General features: G+C 72.9%; 22 protein-coding genes. 8 read left to right on the top strand and 14 right to left on the bottom strand.

Going from position 1 to position 22,300, the window contains the following annotated elements; translation table 11 throughout:
* Positions 1 to 7 precede the first annotated feature (7 nt).
* From ACIBTU_RS00555 to ACIBTU_RS00525, 7 genes are all read right to left on the bottom strand, one after another.
* Positions 8 to 880: an ABC transporter permease gene (locus tag ACIBTU_RS00555; protein ID WP_399123658.1), complete on the bottom strand. Its 873-nt coding sequence runs from the start codon at positions 878 to 880 to the stop codon at positions 8 to 10.
* Positions 873 to 1,865, bottom strand: coding sequence for an ABC transporter permease (locus ACIBTU_RS00550; RefSeq protein WP_399123657.1), 993 nt, complete (start codon positions 1,863 to 1,865; stop codon positions 873 to 875). Before ACIBTU_RS00550 ends, ACIBTU_RS00555 begins: the two co-directional genes overlap by 8 nt.
* The gene (locus ACIBTU_RS00545; protein WP_399124208.1) at positions 1,862 to 3,430 is read right to left on the bottom strand and encodes an ABC transporter substrate-binding protein; all 1,569 of its coding nucleotides are present in this window, start codon (positions 3,428 to 3,430) and stop codon (positions 1,862 to 1,864) included. Before ACIBTU_RS00545 ends, ACIBTU_RS00550 begins: the two co-directional genes overlap by 4 nt.
* Before the next feature lie 152 nt (positions 3,431 to 3,582).
* Positions 3,583 to 4,683, bottom strand: a complete 1,101-nt coding sequence (locus ACIBTU_RS00540; RefSeq protein ID WP_399123656.1) for an acyl-CoA dehydrogenase family protein — start codon at positions 4,681 to 4,683, stop codon at positions 3,583 to 3,585.
* Positions 4,680 to 5,864: an acyl-CoA dehydrogenase family protein gene (locus tag ACIBTU_RS00535; RefSeq protein WP_399123655.1), complete on the bottom strand. Its 1,185-nt coding sequence runs from the start codon at positions 5,862 to 5,864 to the stop codon at positions 4,680 to 4,682. The genes ACIBTU_RS00540 and ACIBTU_RS00535 overlap by 4 nt, the downstream gene beginning before the upstream one ends.
* Complete coding sequence (locus tag ACIBTU_RS00530; RefSeq protein WP_399123654.1) at positions 5,861 to 6,847, bottom strand: NADPH:quinone oxidoreductase family protein; 987 nt, start codon at positions 6,845 to 6,847, stop codon at positions 5,861 to 5,863. The genes ACIBTU_RS00535 and ACIBTU_RS00530 overlap by 4 nt, the downstream gene beginning before the upstream one ends.
* 123 nt (positions 6,848 to 6,970) lie before the next feature.
* The gene (locus tag ACIBTU_RS00525) at positions 6,971 to 7,546 is read right to left on the bottom strand and encodes a helix-turn-helix domain-containing protein (protein ID WP_399124207.1); all 576 of its coding nucleotides are present in this window, start codon (positions 7,544 to 7,546) and stop codon (positions 6,971 to 6,973) included.
* Positions 7,547 to 7,732: 186 nt separating this feature from the next.
* Here ACIBTU_RS00525 and ACIBTU_RS00520 point away from each other — a divergent pair, with 186 nt between their 5' ends.
* Positions 7,733 to 8,692 carry an NAD(P)/FAD-dependent oxidoreductase gene (locus tag ACIBTU_RS00520; RefSeq protein ID WP_399123653.1) on the top strand — a complete coding sequence of 320 codons (960 nt, stop codon included), beginning with the start codon at positions 7,733 to 7,735 and terminating at the stop codon, positions 8,690 to 8,692.
* Between the two features lie 59 nt (positions 8,693 to 8,751).
* Positions 8,752 to 9,651: an SDR family oxidoreductase gene (locus tag ACIBTU_RS00515; RefSeq protein ID WP_399123652.1), complete on the top strand. Its 900-nt coding sequence runs from the start codon at positions 8,752 to 8,754 to the stop codon at positions 9,649 to 9,651.
* A gap of 13 nt (positions 9,652 to 9,664) precedes the next feature.
* Here the strand turns inward: ACIBTU_RS00515 and ACIBTU_RS00510 are convergent, their stop codons facing one another.
* Together ACIBTU_RS00510 and ACIBTU_RS00505 are read right to left on the bottom strand one after the other, a co-directional pair.
* Positions 9,665 to 10,096 (bottom strand): PPOX class F420-dependent oxidoreductase, encoded by a 432-nt coding sequence (locus ACIBTU_RS00510; RefSeq protein WP_399123651.1) that lies wholly within the window; start codon positions 10,094 to 10,096, stop codon positions 9,665 to 9,667.
* 99 nt (positions 10,097 to 10,195) lie between these two features.
* Positions 10,196 to 11,035 carry an enoyl-CoA hydratase/isomerase family protein gene (locus ACIBTU_RS00505; protein ID WP_399123650.1) on the bottom strand — a complete coding sequence of 280 codons (840 nt, stop codon included), beginning with the start codon at positions 11,033 to 11,035 and terminating at the stop codon, positions 10,196 to 10,198.
* Between the two features lie 150 nt (positions 11,036 to 11,185).
* Here ACIBTU_RS00505 and ACIBTU_RS00500 point away from each other — a divergent pair, with 150 nt between their 5' ends.
* Complete coding sequence (locus tag ACIBTU_RS00500) at positions 11,186 to 11,806, top strand: TetR/AcrR family transcriptional regulator (protein ID WP_399123649.1); 621 nt, start codon at positions 11,186 to 11,188, stop codon at positions 11,804 to 11,806.
* The gene (locus ACIBTU_RS00495; protein ID WP_399123648.1) at positions 11,803 to 13,200 is read left to right on the top strand and encodes an MFS transporter; all 1,398 of its coding nucleotides are present in this window, start codon (positions 11,803 to 11,805) and stop codon (positions 13,198 to 13,200) included. Before ACIBTU_RS00500 ends, ACIBTU_RS00495 begins: the two co-directional genes overlap by 4 nt.
* Here ACIBTU_RS00495 and ACIBTU_RS00490 read toward each other — a convergent pair.
* A complete protein-coding gene (locus ACIBTU_RS00490) occupies positions 13,190 to 13,939 on the bottom strand; it encodes a PIG-L deacetylase family protein (RefSeq protein WP_399123647.1) in 750 nt (249 codons plus the stop codon). The genes ACIBTU_RS00495 and ACIBTU_RS00490 overlap by 11 nt on opposite strands.
* Before the next feature lie 161 nt (positions 13,940 to 14,100).
* Positions 14,101 to 15,405 (bottom strand): alpha/beta fold hydrolase, encoded by a 1,305-nt coding sequence (locus ACIBTU_RS00485; RefSeq protein WP_399123646.1) that lies wholly within the window; start codon positions 15,403 to 15,405, stop codon positions 14,101 to 14,103.
* Between the two features lie 261 nt (positions 15,406 to 15,666).
* Between ACIBTU_RS00485 and ACIBTU_RS00480 the strand changes: the two genes are divergently transcribed.
* The 4 genes from ACIBTU_RS00480 to ACIBTU_RS00465 are packed head-to-tail and all read left to right on the top strand — an operon-like array spanning position 15,667 to position 19,745.
* On the top strand, positions 15,667 to 16,440 hold the full coding sequence (locus ACIBTU_RS00480; RefSeq protein ID WP_399123645.1) for a (Fe-S)-binding protein: 774 nt from the start codon (positions 15,667 to 15,669) through the stop codon (positions 16,438 to 16,440).
* Positions 16,437 to 17,915: a LutB/LldF family L-lactate oxidation iron-sulfur protein gene (locus tag ACIBTU_RS00475; RefSeq protein ID WP_399123644.1), complete on the top strand. Its 1,479-nt coding sequence runs from the start codon at positions 16,437 to 16,439 to the stop codon at positions 17,913 to 17,915. The genes ACIBTU_RS00480 and ACIBTU_RS00475 overlap by 4 nt, the downstream gene beginning before the upstream one ends.
* Entirely contained in the window at positions 17,912 to 18,559 is a 648-nt protein-coding gene (locus ACIBTU_RS00470; RefSeq protein ID WP_399123643.1) for a lactate utilization protein C, read from the top strand. Before ACIBTU_RS00475 ends, ACIBTU_RS00470 begins: the two co-directional genes overlap by 4 nt.
* Before the next feature lie 22 nt (positions 18,560 to 18,581).
* Entirely contained in the window at positions 18,582 to 19,745 is a 1,164-nt protein-coding gene (locus ACIBTU_RS00465; protein ID WP_399123642.1) for an ABC transporter ATP-binding protein, read from the top strand.
* An 81-nt stretch (positions 19,746 to 19,826) separates the two neighbouring features.
* Here the strand turns inward: ACIBTU_RS00465 and ACIBTU_RS00460 are convergent, their stop codons facing one another.
* The 3 genes from ACIBTU_RS00460 to ACIBTU_RS00450 are packed head-to-tail and all read right to left on the bottom strand — an operon-like array spanning position 19,827 to position 22,218.
* Complete coding sequence (locus ACIBTU_RS00460) at positions 19,827 to 20,771, bottom strand: ABC transporter substrate-binding protein (protein ID WP_399123641.1); 945 nt, start codon at positions 20,769 to 20,771, stop codon at positions 19,827 to 19,829.
* Positions 20,768 to 21,439: an ABC transporter permease gene (locus ACIBTU_RS00455; protein WP_399123640.1), complete on the bottom strand. Its 672-nt coding sequence runs from the start codon at positions 21,437 to 21,439 to the stop codon at positions 20,768 to 20,770. The genes ACIBTU_RS00460 and ACIBTU_RS00455 overlap by 4 nt, the downstream gene beginning before the upstream one ends.
* A 56-nt stretch (positions 21,440 to 21,495) precedes the next feature.
* On the bottom strand, positions 21,496 to 22,218 hold the full coding sequence (locus ACIBTU_RS00450; RefSeq protein WP_399124206.1) for an ABC transporter permease: 723 nt from the start codon (positions 22,216 to 22,218) through the stop codon (positions 21,496 to 21,498).
* Positions 22,219 to 22,300 lie beyond the last annotated feature (82 nt).

Genomic DNA, 22,300 nt, shown 5'->3' with positions numbered 1-22,300 from the left:
ACCGGGGTCACAGGGTCAGCTCCGATCGGCGGCGCGGGTCGAGGCGTTCGCGCCAGGCGCCCGCGAGGCCCGCGATGGCGAGGGTCGGCACGATGATGAACAGGCCGGGGAACAGGGTGGGCCACCAGTCACCGGCGAGGAGCGAGCCGCGCGCCGACTGGACGAGGGTGCCGAGGCTCGCCTGGTGGGCGGGGAGTCCGAGGCCCAGGAAGGACAGGGCGGACTCGTGCCAGATGGCGTGCGGCACCATGAGGACGGCGGCGAGCGCGGCCCGCGGCAGGACGCCGGGCAGCAGGTGCCGCACGGTGACGCGCCGGCGGGAGGCGCCGCCGGAGATCGCCGCGTCGATGTACGGGCGCGAGCGCAGGGACAGTACTTCCGCGCGCACGATCCGGGCGGTGGACAGCCAGTGGGTGAGCCCGACGGAGATCACGACGGGCCAGACGCCGGGGCGGAACATGGCGACGACGAAGATGCCGAGCAGCAGGTGCGGCACGGAGGAGAAGGCGTCGACGACGCGCATCAGGCCCCGGTCGAACCAGCCGCCGAGGCTGCCCGCGAGCGCGCCGACGGCGGTCCCGATGACGGTGGCGACGACGGCGGCGACGACCCCGACGAGCAGGGACACACGCAGGCCGTAGACGCAGCGCAGCAGCAGGTCGCGGCCGACGTCGTCGGTGCCGAACAGGTGGGCCCAGGAGGGCGGCCGCAGCTTCGCGGCGAGGTCGACGGCCTGCTGGTCGAGCTGGGTCAGGGGCGGCACGAGCAGCACGGCGAGCACGACGGCGGCCACGGTCACGGCGGAGGACCGGACCCGCCACGCGTGCGTGGAGCGGCGCCGGGTGCCGTGGGTGCGCCAGGTGAGGGTCCGGTCAGCCATCGAAGCCCACCCTCGGATCGGCGAGGCCGTACAGCAGGTCGGCGGCCCAGTTCCCGGCGAGGACGGCGAACGTCGCGAGGACCGTGAGGGCGGCGAGCAGCGGGAAGTCGACGGAGGTGGCGGCCTGCACGGTGGCGGCGGCGATGCCGGGCCAGCTGAAGACGGTCTCCACGAGCAGCGCTCCGGTGATGAGTTCGGGGACGCGCGAGCCGATCAGGGTGAGCACGGGCAGCATGCCGGAGCGCAGGGCGTGCCCGAACAGGACGGTGCGCGGGGCGAGTCCGCGGGCCTTGGCGCCCCGCACCGGGTCCTCGTCGAGGGCTTCGCCGACGCCTTGGCGCACGTAGAGGACGAACCAGGGCAGTTGCGAGACGGCGAGGACGCCGGCGGGCAGGACGAGGTGGGACAGCACCTGGCCCGCGCCGACGGTGGTGGAGCCGGTGTCGGTGAGGCCGCCCGCGGGCAGCACGCCGAGCTTGAGGGAGAACAGCCAGACGGCGAGCAGCCCGAGCCAGAACGGAGGGGCGGCCTCCAGGGTGTACGCGAGGGAGGTGACGGCGCGGTCGAGCAGGCCGCCCTGCCGGCGCGCGGCGAGGACGCCGAGGAGGGTGCCGGCGACGATCGCGGCGAGGAAGGCGGTGGCGGCGAGCAGGACGGACCAGCCGAGGCGTTCGCCGATGACCTGGGCGACGGGCTGGCGCATGACGGCGGAGTCGCCGAGGTCGCCCTGGAGGGCGGAGGTGAGCCAGTCCCACCAGCGGCCGGTCAGCGGCCGGTCGACGCCGAGGTTCTCGCGGAGCTGGTCGAGGTTCTCCTGCGACGCGGTGAGTCCGGCGGTGCCCGCGTAGGCCTTGACCGGGTCGAAGGGGGAGGCGGCGGCGACCGCGAAGACGCCGAAGGTGACGACGGCCAGGACGGGCACGGCGAACAGGATCCGCCGGCCCGTCAGGCGTGCCATCGGCCCCCAGGGGAGCCGCCTGCTCATGCGCGCCAGTCCTCTACGTTCCACCAGGGGCCGGAGGCCAGGCCGTGGTCATGCGGCTCGACCTGGGTGGTGAGGTCGCCGAAGCGCTTGTCGACGACGTAGAGGTGGTCGATGTGGGTGAGGAAGGTGTAGCCGGGGTCCTTCACCAGGGCGCGCTGGACGGTGTCGTACGCCTTCTGTCGCTCGGCGCGGTCGTCGGTCCTGCGGGCCGCTTCGAGGGCCTGGTCGACGGTCTTGTCGTCGTACCAGGCCATGTTGTTGAAGCCGTCGCCCGCGAGGGAGGACTTCAGCAGGCTGTACTGGTCGAAGTCGGGGTCGGCGGGGGCGCCGCCGCCGACGAGGACGGCGTCCTCGGGCATGCGGGGCATGATGACCTCCCACGTGCCGGACTCGACCTTGATGTCGATGCCGAGCTTCTTGGCGTCGGAGGCGTAGGCGAGGGCGTGGTCCTGGCGGAGCTTGTCGCCGGTGAGGTACCAGAGCGGGAAGGCGGCGCGGGCGCCGTCCTTGGTCCGGATGCCGTCGTCGCCCTTCTTCCAGCCGGCGTCGTCGAGGAGCTTGTTCGCCTCGGCGAGGTCGTGCGTGCGCTCGGTGCCCTGGGTGAACCAGGGGCTGTCGGTCGGGACCGGCCCGTAGGCCTCCTTGCCGGCGCCTTCGAGGATCTGGTCGACCATGGCCTTGCGGTCGACGCCGATGTCGAGGGCGCGGCGGATCGCGGTGTCGCCGGTGACCTTGCTGCCGGTGGGCAGGGTGACGAGGCGGTAGTCGAAGCTCTTGGCCGCGTACGTCTTCTTGTCGCCGTCCTTCGCGAAGGTCTTGGCCAGGTTCGGCGGGAGGATGGCGCCGTCGAGGTCGCCGGAGCGCAGCCGGGTGGCGCGCACGTCGTCGTCCTTGATGATGGCCATGGTGAAGTTCTCGATCTTCGGCTTGCCGCCCCAGTAGTCGGGGTTCGCCTTGAAGACGAGCTGCTCGCCCTTGGACCACTTGACGAGTTCGTAGGGCCCGGTGCCGATGGGCTTCGTGGTGAAGGTGCCGCTGTTGACGTCCTGCTCGGCCGCGACGTGCTCGGGTGCGATGGGCAGGACGGTGCGCTCGGCGAACGGCGCGTAGGGGTACTTGAGGTGGAAGACGACGGTGTCGTCGCCCTTCGCCTCGACGCCCTTCACCGCGTCCAGCTCGGTCTTCGAGGCGTTGTTCGTCTTCTTGTCGAGGATCGTCTCGTAGGTGAAGACGACGTCCTTCGACGTGAACGGCTCGCCGTCGCTGAACTTCACGCCCTCGCGCAGCTTGTACGTGTAGGTGCGGCCGTCGTCGGTGACCTTCGGCAGGGCGGCGGCGAGCGCGGGCTTCAGCTTCATGCCTGCGTCGTGGGTGAGCAGCCCGTCGAAGATCTTCGAGTTGCCGTCCTTGCCGTAGCCGAGCAGGGGGCTGAGGCTGTCGGGCTCGTAGGCGATGCCGACGACCGCGCTGCCCGAACCGCCCTTGCCGCCGCTGCCGGTGCCGTCGTCCGGCGCCGCGCAGGCCGCGGCGGTCAGCGCGAGTGCGGTGACCGCCGCTCCTGATATGACGCTCCGTGCCGGACGTGCCACTCCGCCCACCCCTGTCCAAGATCGATCGTTATTGCGGAAAGCTGTTGTTGCGAACAGCTCGCAATAATGCCATCTCGTCAAGAGTGGGCAAAGGCGGGGTCAAGCCATGCCGCGCCCGGCGGGCCGGATCACGGCGCCCAGAGCTCCACCAGCTCGGCCAGCTCCTCGCGGTGCCGGCCCGCGGTGCCGAGCGCGATCGAGTCGGCCTTGGCCCGCTTCAGGTAGAGGTGGATGGGGTGCTCCCAGGTCATGCCGATACCGCCGTGCAACTGGAGCGCCTCCTCGGCGGCGTGGACCGCGACCGGCGCCGCGTAGGCCTGGGCGACGGCTACCGCGATGTCGGCGTCGTCGCTGCCGGCGGCGAGCGCGTCCGCCGCGTTGCGCGCCGCGGCCTTCAGGTTGACGGTCTCCAGCCACAGCTGGGCGAGGCGGTGCTTGAGCGACTGGAAGGAGCCGACCGGGCGGTTGAACTGGTTCCGCTCGCGCGTGTAGCGCACCGTCTCGGTCAACAGCCATTCGGACAGGCCCAGTTGCTCGGAGACGAGCAGGCCCGCTCCGGCGCGCAGGGCGCGGCGCACGACGGGTGCGGCGGTCGGCGCGAGGAGGCGTCCGGCGGCGCCGCCCAGGGTGACCGTGGCGAGCGGGCGGGTGCGGTCGAGCGAGGTCTGCGGCGTGACACTCACCCCGGTGGCCCCGGCGTCGACCGCGAACAGGCCGTCGGCCGTCGGCACGAGGAACACGTCGGCGGCGGCCGCGTCCGCGACCCCGGTGACGGTGCCGGTCAGCGCCGTCCCGTCCGCGCGGACGCTCCATTCGTCGCGCGGCGCCCGGTCCGACAGCGGCACGGCGAGCGCGCCGACCGTGCGGCCGGAGGCGAGCGCGGCGAGCAGGGTCGCGGCCTCCTCGCCGTCGCAGGCGAGCAGCGCCTCGGTCGCGACGACGGCGCTCGTCAGGTACGGGACCGGGGCGACGGCGCGGCCCAACTCCTCCAGGACGACGGCCGCTTCGCGGTGCGTGGCCCCCTGGCCGCCCCGCTCCTCGGGCACCAGGAGTCCGGCCAGGCCCATGCTCTCGGCGAGGTTCTTCCACAGGGCGCGGTCGTGCGGCTCGTCCGACTCGGCGCGGGCCTGGACCGTCGCGGCGTCGCAGTGGTCGGCGAGCAGGTCGCGGACCGCCGAGCGCAGGGCTTCCTCTTCCTCCGTGTAGAGGAGGTCGGGCTGGTGACTCATCGGGACAGGTCCTTCCAGGCGACGTCCTTGTCGGTGCGCGGCTCGGGCGGCAGGCCCAGGACGCGCTCGGCGACGATGTTCAGCAGGATCTCGCTCGTCCCGCCCTCGATGCTGTTGCCCTTGGCGCGCAGGTAGCGGTAGCCGGCCTCGCGGCCCTCGAAGTCGACGAGTTCGGGGCGGCGCAGCGTCCAGTCGTCGTACAGCAGGCCTTCCTCACCGAGGAGTTCGACCTCCAGGCCGCTGATCTCCTGGTTGAGCCGGGCGAAGCCGAGCTTCATGCCGGCGCCCTCGGGGCCGGGCTGTCCGGCGACGAGCTGCTGGCGCAGGCGCTCGCCGGTGAGCCGGGCGACCTCGGCGTCGACCCACAGCTTGACCAGCCGCTGGTGCAGATCCTGGGTGCGCAGCTCGGGGCGCTCGCGCCAGGTCTTCGCGGCGATGCCGATGAGGCCGCCCTCGCGCGGGATGCGGGCGCCGCCGATCGCGACGCGTTCGTTGTTGAGCGTGGTCTGGGCGACCTTCCAGCCCTCTCCGATCTCGCCGAGCCGGTGGGCGTCGGGGATCTTCACGCCGGTGAGGAACACCTCGTTGAACTCGGCCTCGCCGGTGATCTGGCGCAGCGGCCGCACGTCGACGCCCGGGTCGGTCATGTCGCAGACGAAGTACGTGATGCCCTTGTGCTTGGGCACGTCCGGGTCGGTGCGGGCGATGAGGATGGCGAAGCGCGCGTTGTGCGCGCCGGAGGTCCACACCTTCTGGCCGTCGACGGTCCAGGTGTCGCCGTCGAGGACGGCGCGGGTGCCGAGCGCGGCGAGGTCGGAGCCGGCGCCGGGCTCGCTGAAGAGCTGGCACCACACCTCCTCTCCGGTCCACAGCGGCTTCAGGAAGCGCCGCTTCTGCTCCTCGGTGCCGTAGCGCAGGATGGTGGGGGCGGCCATGCCGAGCCCGATCCCGTTGCGTCGCGGGTCGTTGCCGGGGGCGCCCGCGGCCGTCAGCTCGGCGTCGACGACGGCCTGGAGGGCGCGCGGCGCGTCGAGGCCGCCGAGGCCCTGCGGGTAGTGCACCCAGGCGAGTCCGGCGTCGAAGCGGGCCCGCAGGAACTCCTCGCGGGGGGTGTCGGCGGGCGGGTGCGCGGCCAGGAACTCCTGGGTCAGCGCCCGCAGTTCAGCGGCATCGACGCTCATACGGCGGCTCCTTCCGTGCGGGCTTCCAGGCCGGGCACGACGACGACGCGGCCCGTGGTGACGCCGTCGGCGACACGCTGCACGGCGGCCGGTGCTCCGGCGAGGCCGACGCGCTCGCTGACGAGGGGCTTGATGGCGCCGCGCGCGGCGAGTTCGGTGAGCTTCTCGTGGCAGTGCGGGATGAGCTTCGGGTTCTTGCTCGCGTACAGGCCCCAGTGGAGGCCGAGGATCGAGTAGTTCTTGACCAGCGCGTGGTTGAGGGCCGGACTCGGGATGGTGCCCGAGGCGAAGCCGACGACGACGATGCGGCCCTCGAAGGCGACGGTCTTGGCGGACTGGGTGTACGCCTCGCCGCCGACCGGGTCGTAGATCACGTCGGCGCCGCGGCCGCCGGTGGCCTCCTTGACGGCGGCGACGACGTCCTCGGAGCGGCGGTCGATGACGACGTCGCAGCCGAGCTCGGCGGCGACCTTCGCCTTCTTGGGTCCGCCGACGACGCCGATGACGCGGGCGCCCGCGGCCTTGCCGAGCTGGACGGCGGCGCTGCCGACGCCGCCCGCGGCGGCGTGCACGAGCAGCGTCTCGCCGTCCTGGAGGCGGGCGCGCTGGTGCAGGCCGAACCAGCCGGTCTGGTAGCCGATGTGCAGGGCGGCCGTCTCGGCGTCGTCGAGCGCGTCGGGCGCGGGCAGCAGGGCGCGCGCGTCGGCGACGGCGTACTCGGCGAAGCCGCCGTACGGCAGCACCGGGTTGGCGATGACGCGGCGGCCGTCCTCGGTCTCGCCGCAGATCTCCACGCCCGGGGTGAACGGGAGCGGGGGCCTGACCTGGTACTGGCCGCGGCAGAGCAGGGCGTCCGGGAAGTTGATGTTGGCGGCGCGCACCTTGAGCAGGACCTGCCCGTCGCCGGGCACGGGGCGCTCGACCTCCGCGAGGCGCATCACCTCGCTCGGCTCGCCGTTCTCGTGCACTTGCCATGCCTGCATGCGGGGCCTCCACGGGACTGCGTCGTCACACCGGGTTCCACGGCCGGTCGCTGACCGGCCCAGTCGCATACTAAGCGGTCGCTTGCCGCCTTGTGAATGCCTCTCGGCGAATGCGCCGCCCGGTCATTCCTGCGTGCCGCGCGCCGGTCTGGCCCGCACGTGCATCCGCTCGCCCTGCGGCCCGAAAAGGCTCAAGAACTCGGCGGGCCCCTCCCCCGTCGACCCGAACCAGTGCGGCACCCGCGTGTCGAACTCGGCGGCCTCGCCCGGGCCGAGCACCACGTCGTGCTCGCCGAGGACGAGCCGCAGCTTGCCGGAGAGCATGTAGATCCACTCGTAGCCCTCGTGCGTCTGCGGGTCGGGCTCCTGGCGGCGCTGCGGCTCGATCACCTTGTACGCCTGGAGTCCGCCCGGCTGCCGGGTCAGCGGGAACATGGTGCGCCCGCCGTGCGTGATCGGCTTGGCCCGCACGCGCGGATCCCCCACCGGGGGTGCGCCGACCAACTCGTCGAGCGCCACCTGGTGGGCGCGGGCGATCGGAAGCAGCAGCTCCAGGCTGGGCTTGCGCAGGCCGGACTCCAGCCGGGACAGCGTGCTCACCGAGATGCCGGTGGCCTCCGAGAGCCCGGTCAGGGTGGCGCCGCGCTCCTTGCGCAGGGCGCGCAGGCGCGGGCCGACGCCTGTGAGCACGGCCTCCATGCTCTCGGCGGGCTGCTCGGCCACCGACTCCCCGGCCGCTTGGGTGTGCGAGTGCGAGTGCGAGTGCGACTTCATGCTTCCATTGCAGTTTCGGCAAAGCCATTTGTCAATACGCACGATCAGGTGCATCTTCGAGGGCAGAGACAGCAGGCGACTCCGCCGTTCCAGCGCATCGAGGTGACCGTGATGAACAACGCAGATTCCCAGCGGAACGAGTACGACGTCGTCGTGGTCGGCGGCGGCGCGGCCGGCCTCTCGGCGGCCCTGATCCTCGGCCGCTCGCGCCGCTCCGTGCTGGTGGTCGACGCGGGCGAGCCACGCAACGCCCCGGCGGCCCACATGCAGGGCTACCCCTCGCGCGACGGCATGCCGCCCGCCGAGTTCCTGGCCGTGGTCCGCGAGGAGGTCGCCGCGTACGGGGTCGAGCTCGTCCGGGACCGGGTGACGAAGGCGGTGCCGGACGGCTCGGGCGAGTTCGACGTGGCGCTCGCCGGTGGCGGCAGCGTGCACGGGCGCCGGCTCGTCGTCGCGACCGGCCTGGCCGACGCGTTGCCGGACGTTCCCGGCGTCGCCGAGCGCTGGGGCCGCGATGTGATCCACTGCCCGTACTGCCACGGCTACGAGGTGCGGGACGAGCCGGTCGGGGTGCTGTACTCGCCGGCGGCGGGCATCCATCAGGCGCTGCTGTTCAGCCAGTTGTCGCCCGACGTGACCCTGTTCCTCGGCGCCTCCGGCGAGGACGCGCTGACCGACACCGAGCGGCGGCTGCTGGCGGCGGCCGAGGTGAGCGTGGTGACGGGCGAGGTCGCGGAGCTGGTCGTGACGGACGACCGCCTCACCGGGGTCCGCCTCGCCGACGGCCGGGTGGTCCCCCGCACCGTCGCCGTCGTGGCGCCCCGCATGACCCCGAACGACTCGCTCCTGACCGACCTAGGCGCCGACACGCGCGACACCCCGGCGGGCCGCTTCCCGGCCGTGGACCCGACGGGCCTGACGAGCGTCCCCGGGGTCTGGGCCGTCGGCAACGCGACGGGCCCGGCGGAACAGGTGGTGAACGCGGCGAGCGCCGGCTACCGCGCGGGCACGACGATCAACATGGACCTGCTCCTCACGGACCTGGACCGGGTCGCGGCAGCCACGGAGTGAGGGGACCCCGGGCCGCACGCGCATGGAAAGGTGACGCCCCGCGCGGTATCCATGCGCGCATGGACTCCACGACCTCGCTGCCCGGACTGCCCGCCCCTCCCCCGCCCGGCGCCCGCGCCCTGCCGCCGGGGACCTATGCCGGGCAGCTCGTGCTGGTGACCGGGGGCGGGACCGGTCTGGGGCGGGCGGTCGCCGCCGAGTTCGCCCGGCTCGGCGCGTCCCTGCTCCTCGTCAGCCGCCGCGAGGAGCATCTGGCGCCCGCCCGCGCGGAGTTGGCGAAGATCCCCGACGCGGGCCCGGTGACCTCGGAGCTGTGCGACATCCGGGACGCGGACCGGATCGCCGAGGTCTTCGACGCGGCCGTCGCCTCGCACGGCCGTCTCCCGGACGTCCTGGTCAACAACGCGGCGGCCAACTTCCCCGTCCCGTCCGAGGACGTGACGCCGAACGGCTGGCGGGCGGTCGTGGACATCACGCTCACCGGTACGTTCCTGATGACGCGGGAGTTCGGCCGCCGCCACCTCGCCGAGGGCACCCCGGGTTCGGTGATCGCGGTCGGCGCCTCGTACGCCTGGACGGGCGGGCCCGGGTTCGCGCACAGCGCGGCGGCGAAGGCGGGCGTCAAGAGCCTGGTCGAGTCGCTCGCCGTGGAGTGGGGACCGTACGGGATCCAGGTCAACGGCCTGGTGCCGGGGCTCATGCCGCACGAGGACATGACCGCCGACATCCGGGCCGGACTCGACCGGGCCCCGGACCCGGGCGCCCGCCAGCCCGCGCTGCGGACGGGGGCGCCGAGGGAGCTCGGCTGGGCGGCCACCTTCCTCGCCTCGCCCTACGCCCGCTTCATCAGCGGGCACACGCTCGTGGTGGACGGGGCGAACTGGCAGCGGCGCGATCTGGTGAACGCCCCGGTGACGCCGGTGCGCGAGCAGCTGGGCCGCGGCCCGTTCACACCCTGAACCCTGAACACGGTCAGCCGAGACGCTGGCCGTACACGTGGTCGACCTTCATCGTCATCAGCACGCGCCGGTCGGCGACCATGACCGCGCGGTACTCGTCCCAGTCGGGGTGTTCGCCCGCGGCCTTGCGGTAGTAGTCGACGAGGATGTCGACCTCGGGCCCGTGCGGGTCGGTGCCGGGGCCGACGAGTTCGACGACGCCCTCGGCGGTGGCCCACTCGCGGCCGCCGGGTCCGGTGACCTCCAGTGCGGCGCGCGGGTCGCGGCGCAGGTTCGCCGTCTTGGCGCGGCCCTCGGTGATCGACACGTACAACGTCTCGGTGTCCCGGTCGTAGAAGGGCAGCACGGGCGACAGTTGGGGCCGTCCGTCGGACTTGAGGGTGGCGAGGACGCCGAGGCGGCTCGCGGCGAGCAGGGCGCGGGGGTCGAACGGTGCGGAGGTCATGGCTGCCTTCCGGACGGAGCGGTCTGTGGGCCTCGAGGTCCACCAACCGCCCGCCGTCGGCCTTTCTTCCCCGCTGCCGGACGGATTCGCCCGGACGGCTCACGCCCCGCGGAACCGGGGCGGACGGCGGCCCGCCTTCGCGGTGAACCCTTCCGTGGCGTCCTGGGAGGTCAGCGTCAGTGCGGCGCTCATCGCGACGCGGTCGAGCGCGGCATCTAGCCCGGCGTCGGCGTAGGCGTCGATGTCCCGTTTGACGGACTGCACGGCGAGCGGCGCGTTCCCGGCGATCTCGGCGGCGACCGCGCGGGTGGCCTTCTCCAAATCCTCCACGGGGACGACCTGTTGGAGCAGGTTCAGCCGGTACGCGGTGTCGGCGTCGATACGGCGCCCGGTCAACGCAAGGAACTTGGCCCACCCCGCACCCGCCTCCCGCGCGATCCGCAGATCGCCGCCCGCGTCGACGGCGACCCCCAACTGCGCCTCCGGCAGGGCGAACACGGCATCCTCGGCCGCGATCCGCACGTCCGCCATCAGCGCCAGCTCGAAGCCGAAGCCGAGGCAGTACCCCTGCACGGCGGCGACGACCGGCTGCGGCAAGCGGGCGAACGCGGCGAACCGCTCGTGCGCCCAGCGGATCCCCTCGTAGTAGCCGCGCGCCCGCGCCGACCCACTCTCGCCCTCGATGCCGCCACCGGGCGCGGTGACGTCGATGCCGGCGCAGAAGGCCCGCCCCTCGGCCCGCAGCAGCACGACCCGGACGCGGTCGTCGAAGCGGATCCGGTCGGCCATGACCCCGAGCTGGCGGCTGGCCTCCCAGCTCCAGGCGTTCAGCTTGGCCGGGCGGCACAGGGTGAGCACCCCGATCCCGTCCGGCTCGACGTCGAGCCGCATCCGCAGGTCGTCCCCGTCGGGCAGTTCCCCGTCGGTCGTGTCGATCATGCTGCCTCCAGCCGGACGTCGTCGGCACCGCGAGCGGCGCGCAGCGTAACGGCAATCGCCTCGACCTTGAAGAGCCTTGAAGGGGCCGCACACCGCGCGTCTCGGCTTCCGAGGTAGACAGTGTCTACTCACATCGGGTAGACACTGTCTATGCCTGAATCCGCACCGTCAGATCATCAGCCTCCCGAGCCCGCCCCGGACGGCGGCGCGAGCCTGCGCGACCGGCTCGTGGACACGGGGGTCGCGCTCGTCGACGCGGAGGGCGCCGCGGCCCTGTCGCTGCGGGAGATCGCCCGCCGGGCCGGTGTCTCGCACGGCGCCCCGCGCCGCTACTTCCCGACGCACCTGGAGCTCCTGTCGGCAATCGCGCGGCGCGGCTTCACGGATCTGGGGGCGCGCGTCACCGGGACCCTGGCGGAGACGGACCGGGACCCGCGCACCCGGATCACCGCCCTCGCCCGCGTCTACCTGGACTTCGCGGCCCGCCATCGCGGGATGTACGAGCTGATGTTCCGTCACGATCTGCTGGAGAGCGACCGGTTCGGGCTGCGGGACACGAGCCTTCCGCTCTTCGGTGTGCTCGTGGAGCTGATCGCCGAGGTCCGCCCGGAGGCCGAACCCTCCGTCGTGGCAGGCGCGTTGTGGGCAAACCTGCACGGGGTGGCCCAGCTATGGGGCTGGGGCAGCCTGCAGCTCGCCACCGGGTCCGAGGCGGTCGACCCGCTCCTCACCACCGTACTGGACGCCCACCTGGGCCCGGTCGCCCGATGAGCGGCACGGCGCACCGCCGGATCACGCTCGCGGGCAGCGTGGTCGGCGCGGTGCTCGTCGCGCTCGACGGCACCGTCCTGACCGTCGCGCAGCCCGCGCTGGGCGACGACCTCGGGGCCGGCCTGGACCAGGTCCAGTGGACCAGCACCGCGTACCTGATCACGGTGGCGAGCCTGCTCGTCTTCGCGGGCCGGCTCGGCGACCGGTACGGGCACCGGCGCCTGTTCGGGTACGGGATGCTGGGCTTCGCGGCGGCCTCGGCGGGGGTCGGGCTCGCCCCGGACATCGGCCTGCTGATCGGGCTGCGGGTGGTGCAGGGCGTGTGCGGGGCGCTGTTGCAGCCGGCGACGCTCGGCATGCTGCGAGCGGCGTTCCCGGCGGACCGGCTGGGCCCGCCGATCGCCGCCCGCACCGCGGCGATCGGGCTCGCGGCCGCGGCGGGCCCGGTCGTCGGCGGCGTGCTCACGGCGCATTTCGGCTGGCGTTCGGTGTTCTTCCTGGGCGTGCCGCCCGCGCTGGTGATCGCCGCGCTCGTGCTCCTCGTACGGGATCCGGAGGCGGCGGGCCCGTCCCGGAAGCGGCCGGTCGGGCTCGATCCGCTGGGCGCGCTGCTCCTCGGCTGCGCGCTGGCGGGCGTGGTCACGGCGCTCGTGTCACTCCCCGACGCGACGGTCGCCGTCCCGGCCCTCGTCGGCGCGGGCGTCGCAGGTGCGCTCCTCGTACGCCACGAACGCCGCACTCCGAGCCCGCTGCTCTCCCCCGCGGTGGTCGCCGCCCCGGTCACGGCGGCCTCCCTCGGCATCCTGCTGACGGCGTCCGCGGCGCTGTTCGGCGCGCTGTTCTCGGCGACGTACTTCCTCCAGGACGTGCAGCACCTGGACGCCCTGGCCACCGCGCTGCGGATGCTGCCGGCCGCGCTGTGCATGGTCCTCGCGGCGCCGCTTGGCGCGGTGCTGCTGCGGCGGCACGGGGCGCGGGCGACGACGGCCGGCGGGCTCGCGGTGCTGGCCCTGGGTGTCCTGGCCTTCGGCCGGCTCGCCGCCGACGCGCCCGGACTCGCCGTCGGAGCCTGCGCGTTGGCGATGGGAGCCGGCTTCGGCACGGTCATGGTGACCGCGACGGAGGTCCTGGTCCGGCGGGCGCCCCGCGCCGACGCCGGAGTGGCGGGCGGCCTTCAGCAGACGGCGATGAACATCGGCCCGAGTCTCGGCGTGGCCGTGGCGACGATGCTCCTGCTCTCCCCGGCGGGTGCCTCCTCCGCGGCCGACTTCACCGCGTCCATGAGCACGACCCTGACGGTGCTGGCGCTGCTCACGGCGCTCGCGGCCGTGGCCGCGCTCCGCATGCTGCCCGCCAGGGCCCCGATCCGGGTGGAGGCGGAGGTCAGCGGCTGAACACCTCGAACGCCACGGCGGGCTTCCCGCCGAAGCGCTCGGCCACGGCCTGCGCGTTCCCGGTGAGGAAGGTGCGGCAGTAGGTCTCCGGGTCCTCGCTCGTCAACACCTCGATGTACGTGCGGTGTTCGAGCAGGGACCGCACGGAGCGCTCCAGGCCGGGGGTCGCGTCGACGGCGTGCGTGGGCTGCGCCGAGCCCGCGACGGCCACCCACTTCACCCCGTTCCAGGGTTCCAGGCCCTGTTCGACGAGCTCGGGGAAGATCCAGCGGTTTCCCGCGTCGGAGGCGGCGTCGAGGGTGGCCCGGCCGACGGCCACGTGGTCCGGCGTGTTCCAGTAGACGCCGCCCCAGGTGTCCCGGTGGTTGAGGGTGATGACCAGTTCGGGGCGGTGGCGGCGGATCGCGGCGGCGATGTCGCGGCGCAGGGCCGTGCCGTACTCGATGACGCCGTCCTGGTGGCCGAGGAACTCGACGGTGTCCACGCCGACGACGGCCGCGCTGGCCCGCTGCTCCTGCTCGCGCAGCGGGCCGCACTTCTCCGGCTCCAGGGTGTCGATGCCGGCCTCGCCGCGGGTGGCCAGTACGTAGGTGACCTCGCGGCCGGCGTCGGTCCACCCGGCGATCGCGGCGGCGCAGCCGTACTCCAGGTCGTCGGGGTGCGCCACGACGGCCAGCGCCCGGCTCCAGTCGTCCGGCATCGGCTTCAGCGCCGTCTTCTCAGTCTCAGGCACGCTCATGCCAGGCAGCGTATGCGCCTGTGCGGCGGGCGGCACGATGTTTCCGGGGCGGCCGCGGTCCGGGAAATGCGACGCGAAGCGTCTGCATTTCAGGGGCGCGGGGAACTGCGACCAGCTCCCACCGGCCCGCACCCGGCAACGAACCCACCGAAGCTACGTCGCTACACCTCCCCGCGCACCATCCCCAGCAACCGATCGAGCACCCGGGACCCACCCGCCCGAACCCCGTCGTGCTCGAACTCGTTCGTCACCCAGCTCCGGGCCCCCCGGATCGCGTCGGCCGTCCGAAGCGCCATCCCCGTATCCACGTACATGTCGTCGTGATAGACGGCCGCGGCAACAGGAACCTCGTTCGCCGCCAGCCGCACGGAGTCGTACAGCGGCGCCCAGTCCACCCGCCCGGCGACCAGCTCCGCCGCCTCCCGCAGGGGCCGCAGCGCGGGGTCGGCGTCGAACTGCCAGGGATGCACGCTCTCCCCGGTGAAGAGCAGCGCGCCCCCGTTCGCCAGCGCTTTCGCTCCGTCGAACTGCGGGAACTCGCCCCGCACCCGCTCCGCCGACCAGTCGGTGGCCCGACCGCCCTGCGCGTAGATCGCCTCGTGCAGCACGGCGTACAGCGGATGGCTCGCGTACGACAGGGCCGCGCCGATCTGCTCCTGGAACGCGTCGGACAGCTCGCGCCCGCCCGGGCTCCGTACGAACGCGTCCTCCAGCAGGTAGTGCAGGCGGTCACTGCCGTCGCCCGCGCCGAGCCAGATGCCGAGGGACTGGAAGGCCTCCAGGGTGAGCCGGTAGCCGTTCGGCAGGACGGGCTCGTGCTCCAGGACGTACGCGCCGATCTCGCGGGCCCGCTCGACGTCCATCGGGTAGCGGGCGTAGTGCGCGCGGACCTTGCGCTCGACGCGCGGGTACGCGGCCCGGTACACGTCGTCCGCGTGCCCGTCGAGGGTCGGCAGTCCGCCGGTGATCAGCGCGGCGGCCAGGCCCTCGGGCGCCGTCGACAGGTAGTTGACCGTGCAGAAGCCGCCGAAGCTCTGGCCGAGCACGGTCCAGGGCGCGCCCCCGGTGACCTCGCGGCGGACGAGTTCGCAGTCCCGCACGATCGAGTCGGCGCGGAAGAAGCCCAGGTACGCGGCCTGCTGCGGCGCGTCGCCGCGCAGCGGGAGCGTCTGCCGGTTGACCGGCGCGGAGGCGCCGGTGCCGCGCTGGTCGAGGAGGAGGACGCGGTAGTCCTTCAGAGCGCGGCCGAGCCAGGCCTGGGTGCCGGAGAAGCGGTTGGCGCCGAACCCGGGGCCGCCCTGGAGGTAGAGCAGCCAGGGCAGGTCCGCGTCCTCGCGGCCCGGCGCGACGGCCTCGCGCGCGTACAGCTCGATCTTCTCGCCGTCGGGGGCGGAGTGGTCCAACGGGACGGAGAAACGGCGGTCGGTGAGGACGACCCCGGCCTGCCGGTATCGCGCGGCGCTCAATTCGACTCCATGACGGCTGATCGGATGACGGATCGGATGACGGTACGAAGGCCCCGGATTCCGGACGACCGGGACGGGGCCCAGTTCAGCACATGCCCACGCGTCCGGGGCGGGCGGGCCCCGGACGGGACGGACCGCGGCCCGTGACGGACCGTCAGCCGGGCGCGGCCGTCCGCGCACACCCCGTGACCGGCAGGCCTCGACGACGTACGCTGCACCCATCCGATGATCGACCCGAGCCGACCCGACGAAGGGGCCACGATGCGTGTCGCACTCTTCCTGACCTGTGTCAACGACACGCTCTATCCGGACACCGGCCGTGCGGTGGTGAAACTGCTGACCAGGCTGGGCGTCGAGGTGGACTTCCCGGCCGCGCAGACCTGCTGCGGGCAGCCTCACTACAACACCGGCTACCGCCACGAGGCCGAGCCGCTCGCCCGGCATTACTCCGATGTATTCGGTCCCGGAGTCGCCTCGGGTGATTACGACGCAATCATCACGCCGTCGGGTTCGTGCGCCGCGATGGTGCGCGAGCTGTACCCGCGGATGGGCGAGCGGGCCCGCGCGGAGGGACGCGGCGACCGGCTCGCGACCGCGCTCGCGCCGGTGATCCCGAAGACGTACGAACTCACCGAGTTCCTCGTCGACGTCCTGGGCGTGACGGACGTCGGGGCGTGCTACCCGCACACGGTCACCTACCACCCCACCTGTCACGGCCTGCGCTCGCTCGGCCTCGGCGACCGTCCGACCCGGCTGCTCGCGGCGGTGAAGGGCCTGGAGCTGCGGGAGCTTCCGGGCGCACAGGAGTGCTGCGGCTTCGGCGGCACCTTCGCCGTGAAGAACTCCGATGTCTCGGCGGCCATGGGCGCGGACAAGGTGCACAACGCGGCGGCGACCGGCGCCGAGGTGCTGTGCGCGGCCGACAACTCCTGTCTGATGCACCTCGGCGGCACGATGTCGCGGATGCAGGTCGGCATGCGGCCGGTGCACATCGCGGAGATCCTGGCGAGCACGGAAGAGGAGCCCCTCGTATGAGCGGCACGTTTGTCGGCATGCCCGCCTTCCCGGAGGCCGCGCACGACGCCGTACGGAACACGACGCTGCGCGCCAATCTGCGGCACGCGACCCACACGATCCGCGACAAGCGCGCCCGGGCGGTCGCCGAGCTGGACGACTGGGGGCGGCTGCGCGAGGCGGGCAAGCAGATCAAGGACCACACGCTGCGCCATCTGGAGCACTATCTCGTCCAGTTGGAGGAGTCGGTGACGGCGGCGGGCGGCACCGTCCACTGGGCGGCCGACGCCGACGAGGCGAACCGGATCGTCACCCGGCTCGTCCTCGCGACCGGCGAGCGGGAGGTCGTCAAGGTCAAGTCGATGGCCACGCAGGAGATCGGGCTCAACGAGGCGCTGGAGGCCGAGGGTGTCCGCGCCTACGAGACCGACCTCGCGGAGCTGATCGTGCAGCTCGGCGACGACCGTCCCTCACACATCCTGGTCCCGGCGATCCACCGCAATCGCGGCGAGATCCGCGACATCTTCAAGAAGGAGATGGGGAGTTGGGGGCGCCCGGCCCCGGACGGGCTGACCGACACCCCGGCCGAGCTCGCCGAGGCGGCCCGGCTGCATCTGCGGGAGAAGTTCCTGCGCGCCAAGGTGGGCATCTCCGGCGCGAACTTCATGGTCGCCGAGACCGGCACCCTCGTGGTCGTCGAGTCCGAGGGCAACGGCCGCATGTGCCTGACCCTGCCCGAGACGCTGATCTCGGTCGTCGGCATCGAGAAGATCGTGCCGACCTGGCAGGACCTGGAGGTCTTCCTGCAGACCCTGCCGCGCTCCTCGACCGCCGAGCGCATGAACCCGTACACGTCGACATGGACCGGCACCACCGACTCCGACGGCCCGCGGACCTTCCACCTCGTGCTGCTCGACAACGGGCGCACGGACACCCTCGCCGACGAGGTCGGACGCCAGGCACTGCGCTGCATCCGCTGCTCGGCGTGCCTGAACGTGTGCCCGGTCTACGAGCGGGCCGGCGGGCACGCCTACGGCTCCGTGTACCCGGGGCCCATCGGCGCGATCCTCAGCCCCCAACTGCGCGGCACACAGAGCGAGATCGACGCCTCCCTGCCGTACGCGTCCTCGCTGTGCGGCGCCTGCTACGAGGTGTGCCCGGTCGCCATCGACATCCCCGAGGTCCTCGTCCATCTGCGGGAGCGGGTGGTGGAGGGCGGTCCGGTGACCCGGCGCGGCACGAAGGTCACCCTCAAGCCGGCCAAGGGGCATGCCGCCGAGCGGGCCGCGATGCGGGCCGCCCGCTGGGCGTTCACCCATCCGGCGGCGCTCGCGGCCGGCCAGCGCCTGGCCGCCCGCACCCGGCGCTTCCATCCGCGGACGGTGCCGGGGCCGGGCCGTGCGTGGACGGACACCCGCGATCTCCCGCAGGTGCCCGCGGAGTCCTTCCGCGACTGGTGGCAGCGGACCGACGGCGGCAAGGAGGCCGGCAAATGAGCAGCAGGGACGTGATCCTGGGCCGGGTGCGGCGGGCGCTCGGCGGCCCGGTCGAGCCGCCGTCCTCGTACGGCACGGACGTCGACCGGAGCTATCTGCGCGAGCACGGCGGGCGGAGCGTCGAGGAGACGGTGGAACTGCTGGCCGAGAACCTGGCGGACTACCGGGCGATCGTGCACCGCTGCGACGGCGCGGAGCTGCCCCTCCTGATCATGCGGTTGCTGGCCGCGCGGGGGCCGGATTCGGTGCTGGTCCCGCCGGGGCTTCCCCCGGAGTGGATGTCGGCCGCCGACCCGCCGCGCGTCCACGACCGGGCGGTCAGCACGCCGGCGGAACTGGACCGCGTGGAGAGCGTCGTGACGGGGTGCGCGGTCGCGATCGCCGAGACCGGCACGATCGTCCTGGACGGCTCCCCCGACCAGGGACGGCGCCGCATCACCCTGATCCCCGACCACCACATCTGCGTCGTACGGGTCCCCGACCAGGTCGTGTCCTCGGTGCCGCAGGCGCTGGAACGGCTCGATCCGGCGCGCCCGCTGACGTGGATCTCCGGCCCGTCCGCGACGAGCGACATCGAGCTCGACCGGGTCGAGGGGGTGCACGGTCCGCGCACCCTGGAGGTGGTGCTGGTGAGCGGGGAGTGAGGGGCGCGGTTAGCGTGAGCGCATGATCCGGTTCGATCAGGTCACCAAGCGGTACGCGGACGGCACGACGGCGGTGGACGACCTCTCCTTCGAGGTCGCCGAGGGCGAACTGGTCACGCTCGTCGGCCCGTCCGGCTGCGGCAAGACGACCACGATGATGATGGTCAACCGGCTCATCGAGCCCACCTCCGGCCGCATCTTCGTCGACGGCGAGGACATCGCGACGGTCGACCCGGTGCGGCTGCGCCGCCGTATCGGGTACGTCATCCAGCAGGTCGGCCTCTTCCCGCACCGCACGATCCTCGACAACACGGCGACCGTCCCGGCCCTGATCGGCTGGAAGAAGCCGAAGGCGCGGGCCCGCGCCGCCGAGCTGCTCGATCTGGTGGGCCTGGACCCGAAGACGTACGGGGGCCGGTACCCGGAGCAGTTGTCGGGCGGTCAGCGGCAGCGGGTCGGGGTGGCGCGGGCACTGGCCGCCGATCCGCCCGTGCTGCTGATGGACGAGCCCTTCGGCGCGGTGGACCCGGTGGTGCGCGAGCAGTTGCAGGACGAGTTCCTGCGGATGCAGGCGGCGGTGCGCAAGACGGTGCTGCTCGTCACGCACGACATCGAGGAGGCGGTGCGGCTCGGCGACCGGATCGCGGTGTACGGGCAGGGGCGCATCGAACAGTTCGACACGCCGGGGGCGGTGCTCGGGATGCCGGCGACGCCGTACGTCGCCGAGTTCGTCGGCGCGGACCGGGGGCTGAAGCGGCTGTCGGTGACCGCGATCGAGGCGGCCGATCTGGAGCAGCCCGCGGTGGTCGGGACCAACGAGCCGGCGGCACTGGCGGCCGCCCGGCTGCGGGAGGAGGGCGCGCGCTGGGCCGTGGTCCTGGACGGGCAGGGGGATCTGCACGGCTGGATCGGCGTCGACGAAGTGACGCTGGCGGGCGCGGGCGTGCGGGTCGGTGAGCTGGCGCACCGGATGAACGCGTGGGTCCCGGTCGGGGCGCCGCTCAAGCAGGCGTTCGGCGTGATGCTGCAGCACGACGCGGGCTGGGTCGCGGTCCTCGACGGCTCCCGCTTCCTCGGCGTACTGACACCGGCGAAGCTGCACGAGGCGCTGCGGCGGTCGGTGGACGCGGACGCGCGGGGCGTGGGGCGGGACGAGGTCGCTTTCGACTCGGTCGCGGACGCGTGAGGCCGCCGGTGCGGGGCCGGACCAACCCTGAACTCTCACCCTAAAGTTCACCTTGAGAGTAGAGGTCTCCGGGCCCGCCGCCTACAGCAGCCCCTTGTCCTTGAGATACGTACGGGCCACGTCCTCGGGGAGCCGGCGCCAGCTGTCGACCTGCTCGTTCAGGGACGCCAGGTCCTCGGTGGTGAGGACCGGGTTGAGCCGGCCGAGCGCCTCGGCGACCTTGGCGCTGCCCGCCCGGGAACGGTTCACGACCGGCACGATGTAGTCCGCGTTCTGGAGGTTCTTGTCGTCGGCGAGCAGGACGAGGCCGAACGCGTCGAGCGTGGCGTCGGTGGTCGTGGTCAGCACCATCTGGTCCTGCCCGTTCTGCACGGCCTTCTTGGACTGCGTGGTGCCGACGCCCTTCGGGTCGACGCCAGTGACATCGATCCCGTAGACCTTCTTGAGCCCCGGCGCGCAGTACGGCCGCTGGACGCACTCGTCACCGGCGGCGAGCCGCACCTTCTGTCCCGAGGCCCCCAGGTCGCTGAGGCTGCGGAGCCGGTGGGTGCGGGCGTACGCGGAGGTCACGGCGAAGGCGTTCTGGTCGACGGCCTTGCCGGGATCCAGGACGACGAGGCCGCGGGGCCCGGCGAGAGAGCGCAGGGCGGCCATGGTGGCGTCGAGGTCGGGCGACCCGGCGGGCGTGGCGTCGGCCCCGTTGGCCTTGGCGTTGAGCCAGTCGGCGAACGTCGCGGCGTACTCGGGGACGACGTCGATCTGGCCGGCTTCCAGGGCGGGTTCGTACAGCTCCCGGTTGGCGACGGACAGGATGCGGGTGCCGTATCCGGCGTCGTCGAGCAGAAGGGCGTACAGGTTGGCGAGCAGGTCGCTCTCGGTGAATCCGGCGGAGCCGATGACGAGCTGCTTGCTGTCGCCGGGCGGCGCGGTCACCGCGCCCTGGTCCTCGAGGGTGGGCCCGCTGGAGCAGCCTCCGGCGAGCAGCGCGGTCAGCGCCGCAAGCGTGGCGAGGTTTCGCCTGATCATCCGCTCCCCCGTGCCCAGGACGGTGCGCACCGTTCCGCGATCTCGAACAGGACCTCTACGAGGAGGGCGAAGACCGCGACGAGGAAGGCACCGGCGACGACCTGCGGGGTGCTGGCCAGATTGAACCCGGCGGTGATGATGCGGCCCAGTCCGCCGCCGCCCGCGAGTGCGGCGATGGTGGCGGTGGCGACGAGCTGCACGGCGGCGATCCGCACCCCGTTCATGATCATGGGCAGGGCGAGGGGCACCTCGACGCGCAGCAGCATCTGCTTCCCCGTCATCCCCATGCCCCGGGCGGCCTGGACGACGCCGCGGTCGACGCCGCGCATGCCCACGTAGGCGTTGGTGAGCAGGGGCGGCACGGCGAACAGCACCAGCGCGACGACGGTGGGCCCCTCGCCGTACTGGCCGAGCGGGGTGAGCAGGAGCAGGACGAGGACGGCGAAGGTCGGTACGGCGCGCCCCACGTTGGAGATGTTGACCGCGAGCGCGCCGCCCTTGCCGAGGTGGCCGAGCACGAGGGCGATCGGCAGGGCGATGAGGCAGCTCACCACGAGGCACACGACGGTCAGGACGAGGTGCTGGGCGAGCCGGTGCCAGATGCCGTCGTCGCCGGCCCAGTGCGAGGCGTCGGCGAGCCAGTCCCAGGCGTCGGTCAGCGTCTTCACGCCCGCCTCCCGGCCGTCACGCGAGGTTCCCTGTCGTCATGAACGCCTCCTTGTCGTCATGAACGGCTCGCTCTCGTCCAGGGGGTCAGGAGGCGGCCGACGCCGAGGAGCAGCACGTCCGCGACGACGGCGATCACGACACACAGCGCGGAGGCGGTGAGCACCTGCGCCTTGAAGTACGTGTTCATGCCGGAGTAGATGAGGTTCCCCAGTCCCCCGTAGCCGACGATCGCCCCGACGGTCACGAGCGAGACGGCGGACACGGTGGCGATGCGCAGCCCGGCCATCGCGGCGGGCAGCGCGAGCGGCAGTTCGACGGTGAGCAGCAGCCGGATCGGCCCGTAGCCCATGCCCCGGGCGGCCTGCCGGGTCTCCTCGGGAACGGACCGGAGTCCGGCGAGGATGTTCCGGACGAGCAGGGTGAGCGAGTACAGCACAAGCCCGGCGACGACGAGTGTCGCGGACAGGCCGTACGCGGGCAGGAGCAGCGAGAACATCGCGAGCGAAGGGATGGTGTAGAGCACGGTCGTGAGCGCGAGCACGGGTCCGGCGGCCCAGCCCCAGCGGCGGGCGACGACGGCCAGCGGCACGGCGATGACGAGGGCGATCGCGACGGCGACCGCGGTGATCTGCAGGTGCTGCACGACGGCGTCGACGAGGATGTGCCGACGCGTGTCGAGGTACGCGCCGCAGATCCAGTCGTTGCGGGCGAGGCAGTCGTCCGGCGGCGCGGCGTCCAGCGCCGGGGCCGCCTGGTTCGTCAGGGTCGCCCGGGTCATCTGGTTCGCCGCGGTCACATGGGGCACTCGTCCATTCCAGTGGCCGGTGGTGCGGATGGCGCGCGGGGTGACCCGTACGGGC

This window comes from Streptomyces sp. NPDC050145 (genome assembly GCF_044460245.1).
GTDB lineage: Bacteria > Actinomycetota > Actinomycetes > Streptomycetales > Streptomycetaceae > Streptomyces.
Note: the sequence above shows the minus strand (reverse complement) of the source record. Positions and strands in the feature narration are given on the sequence as shown.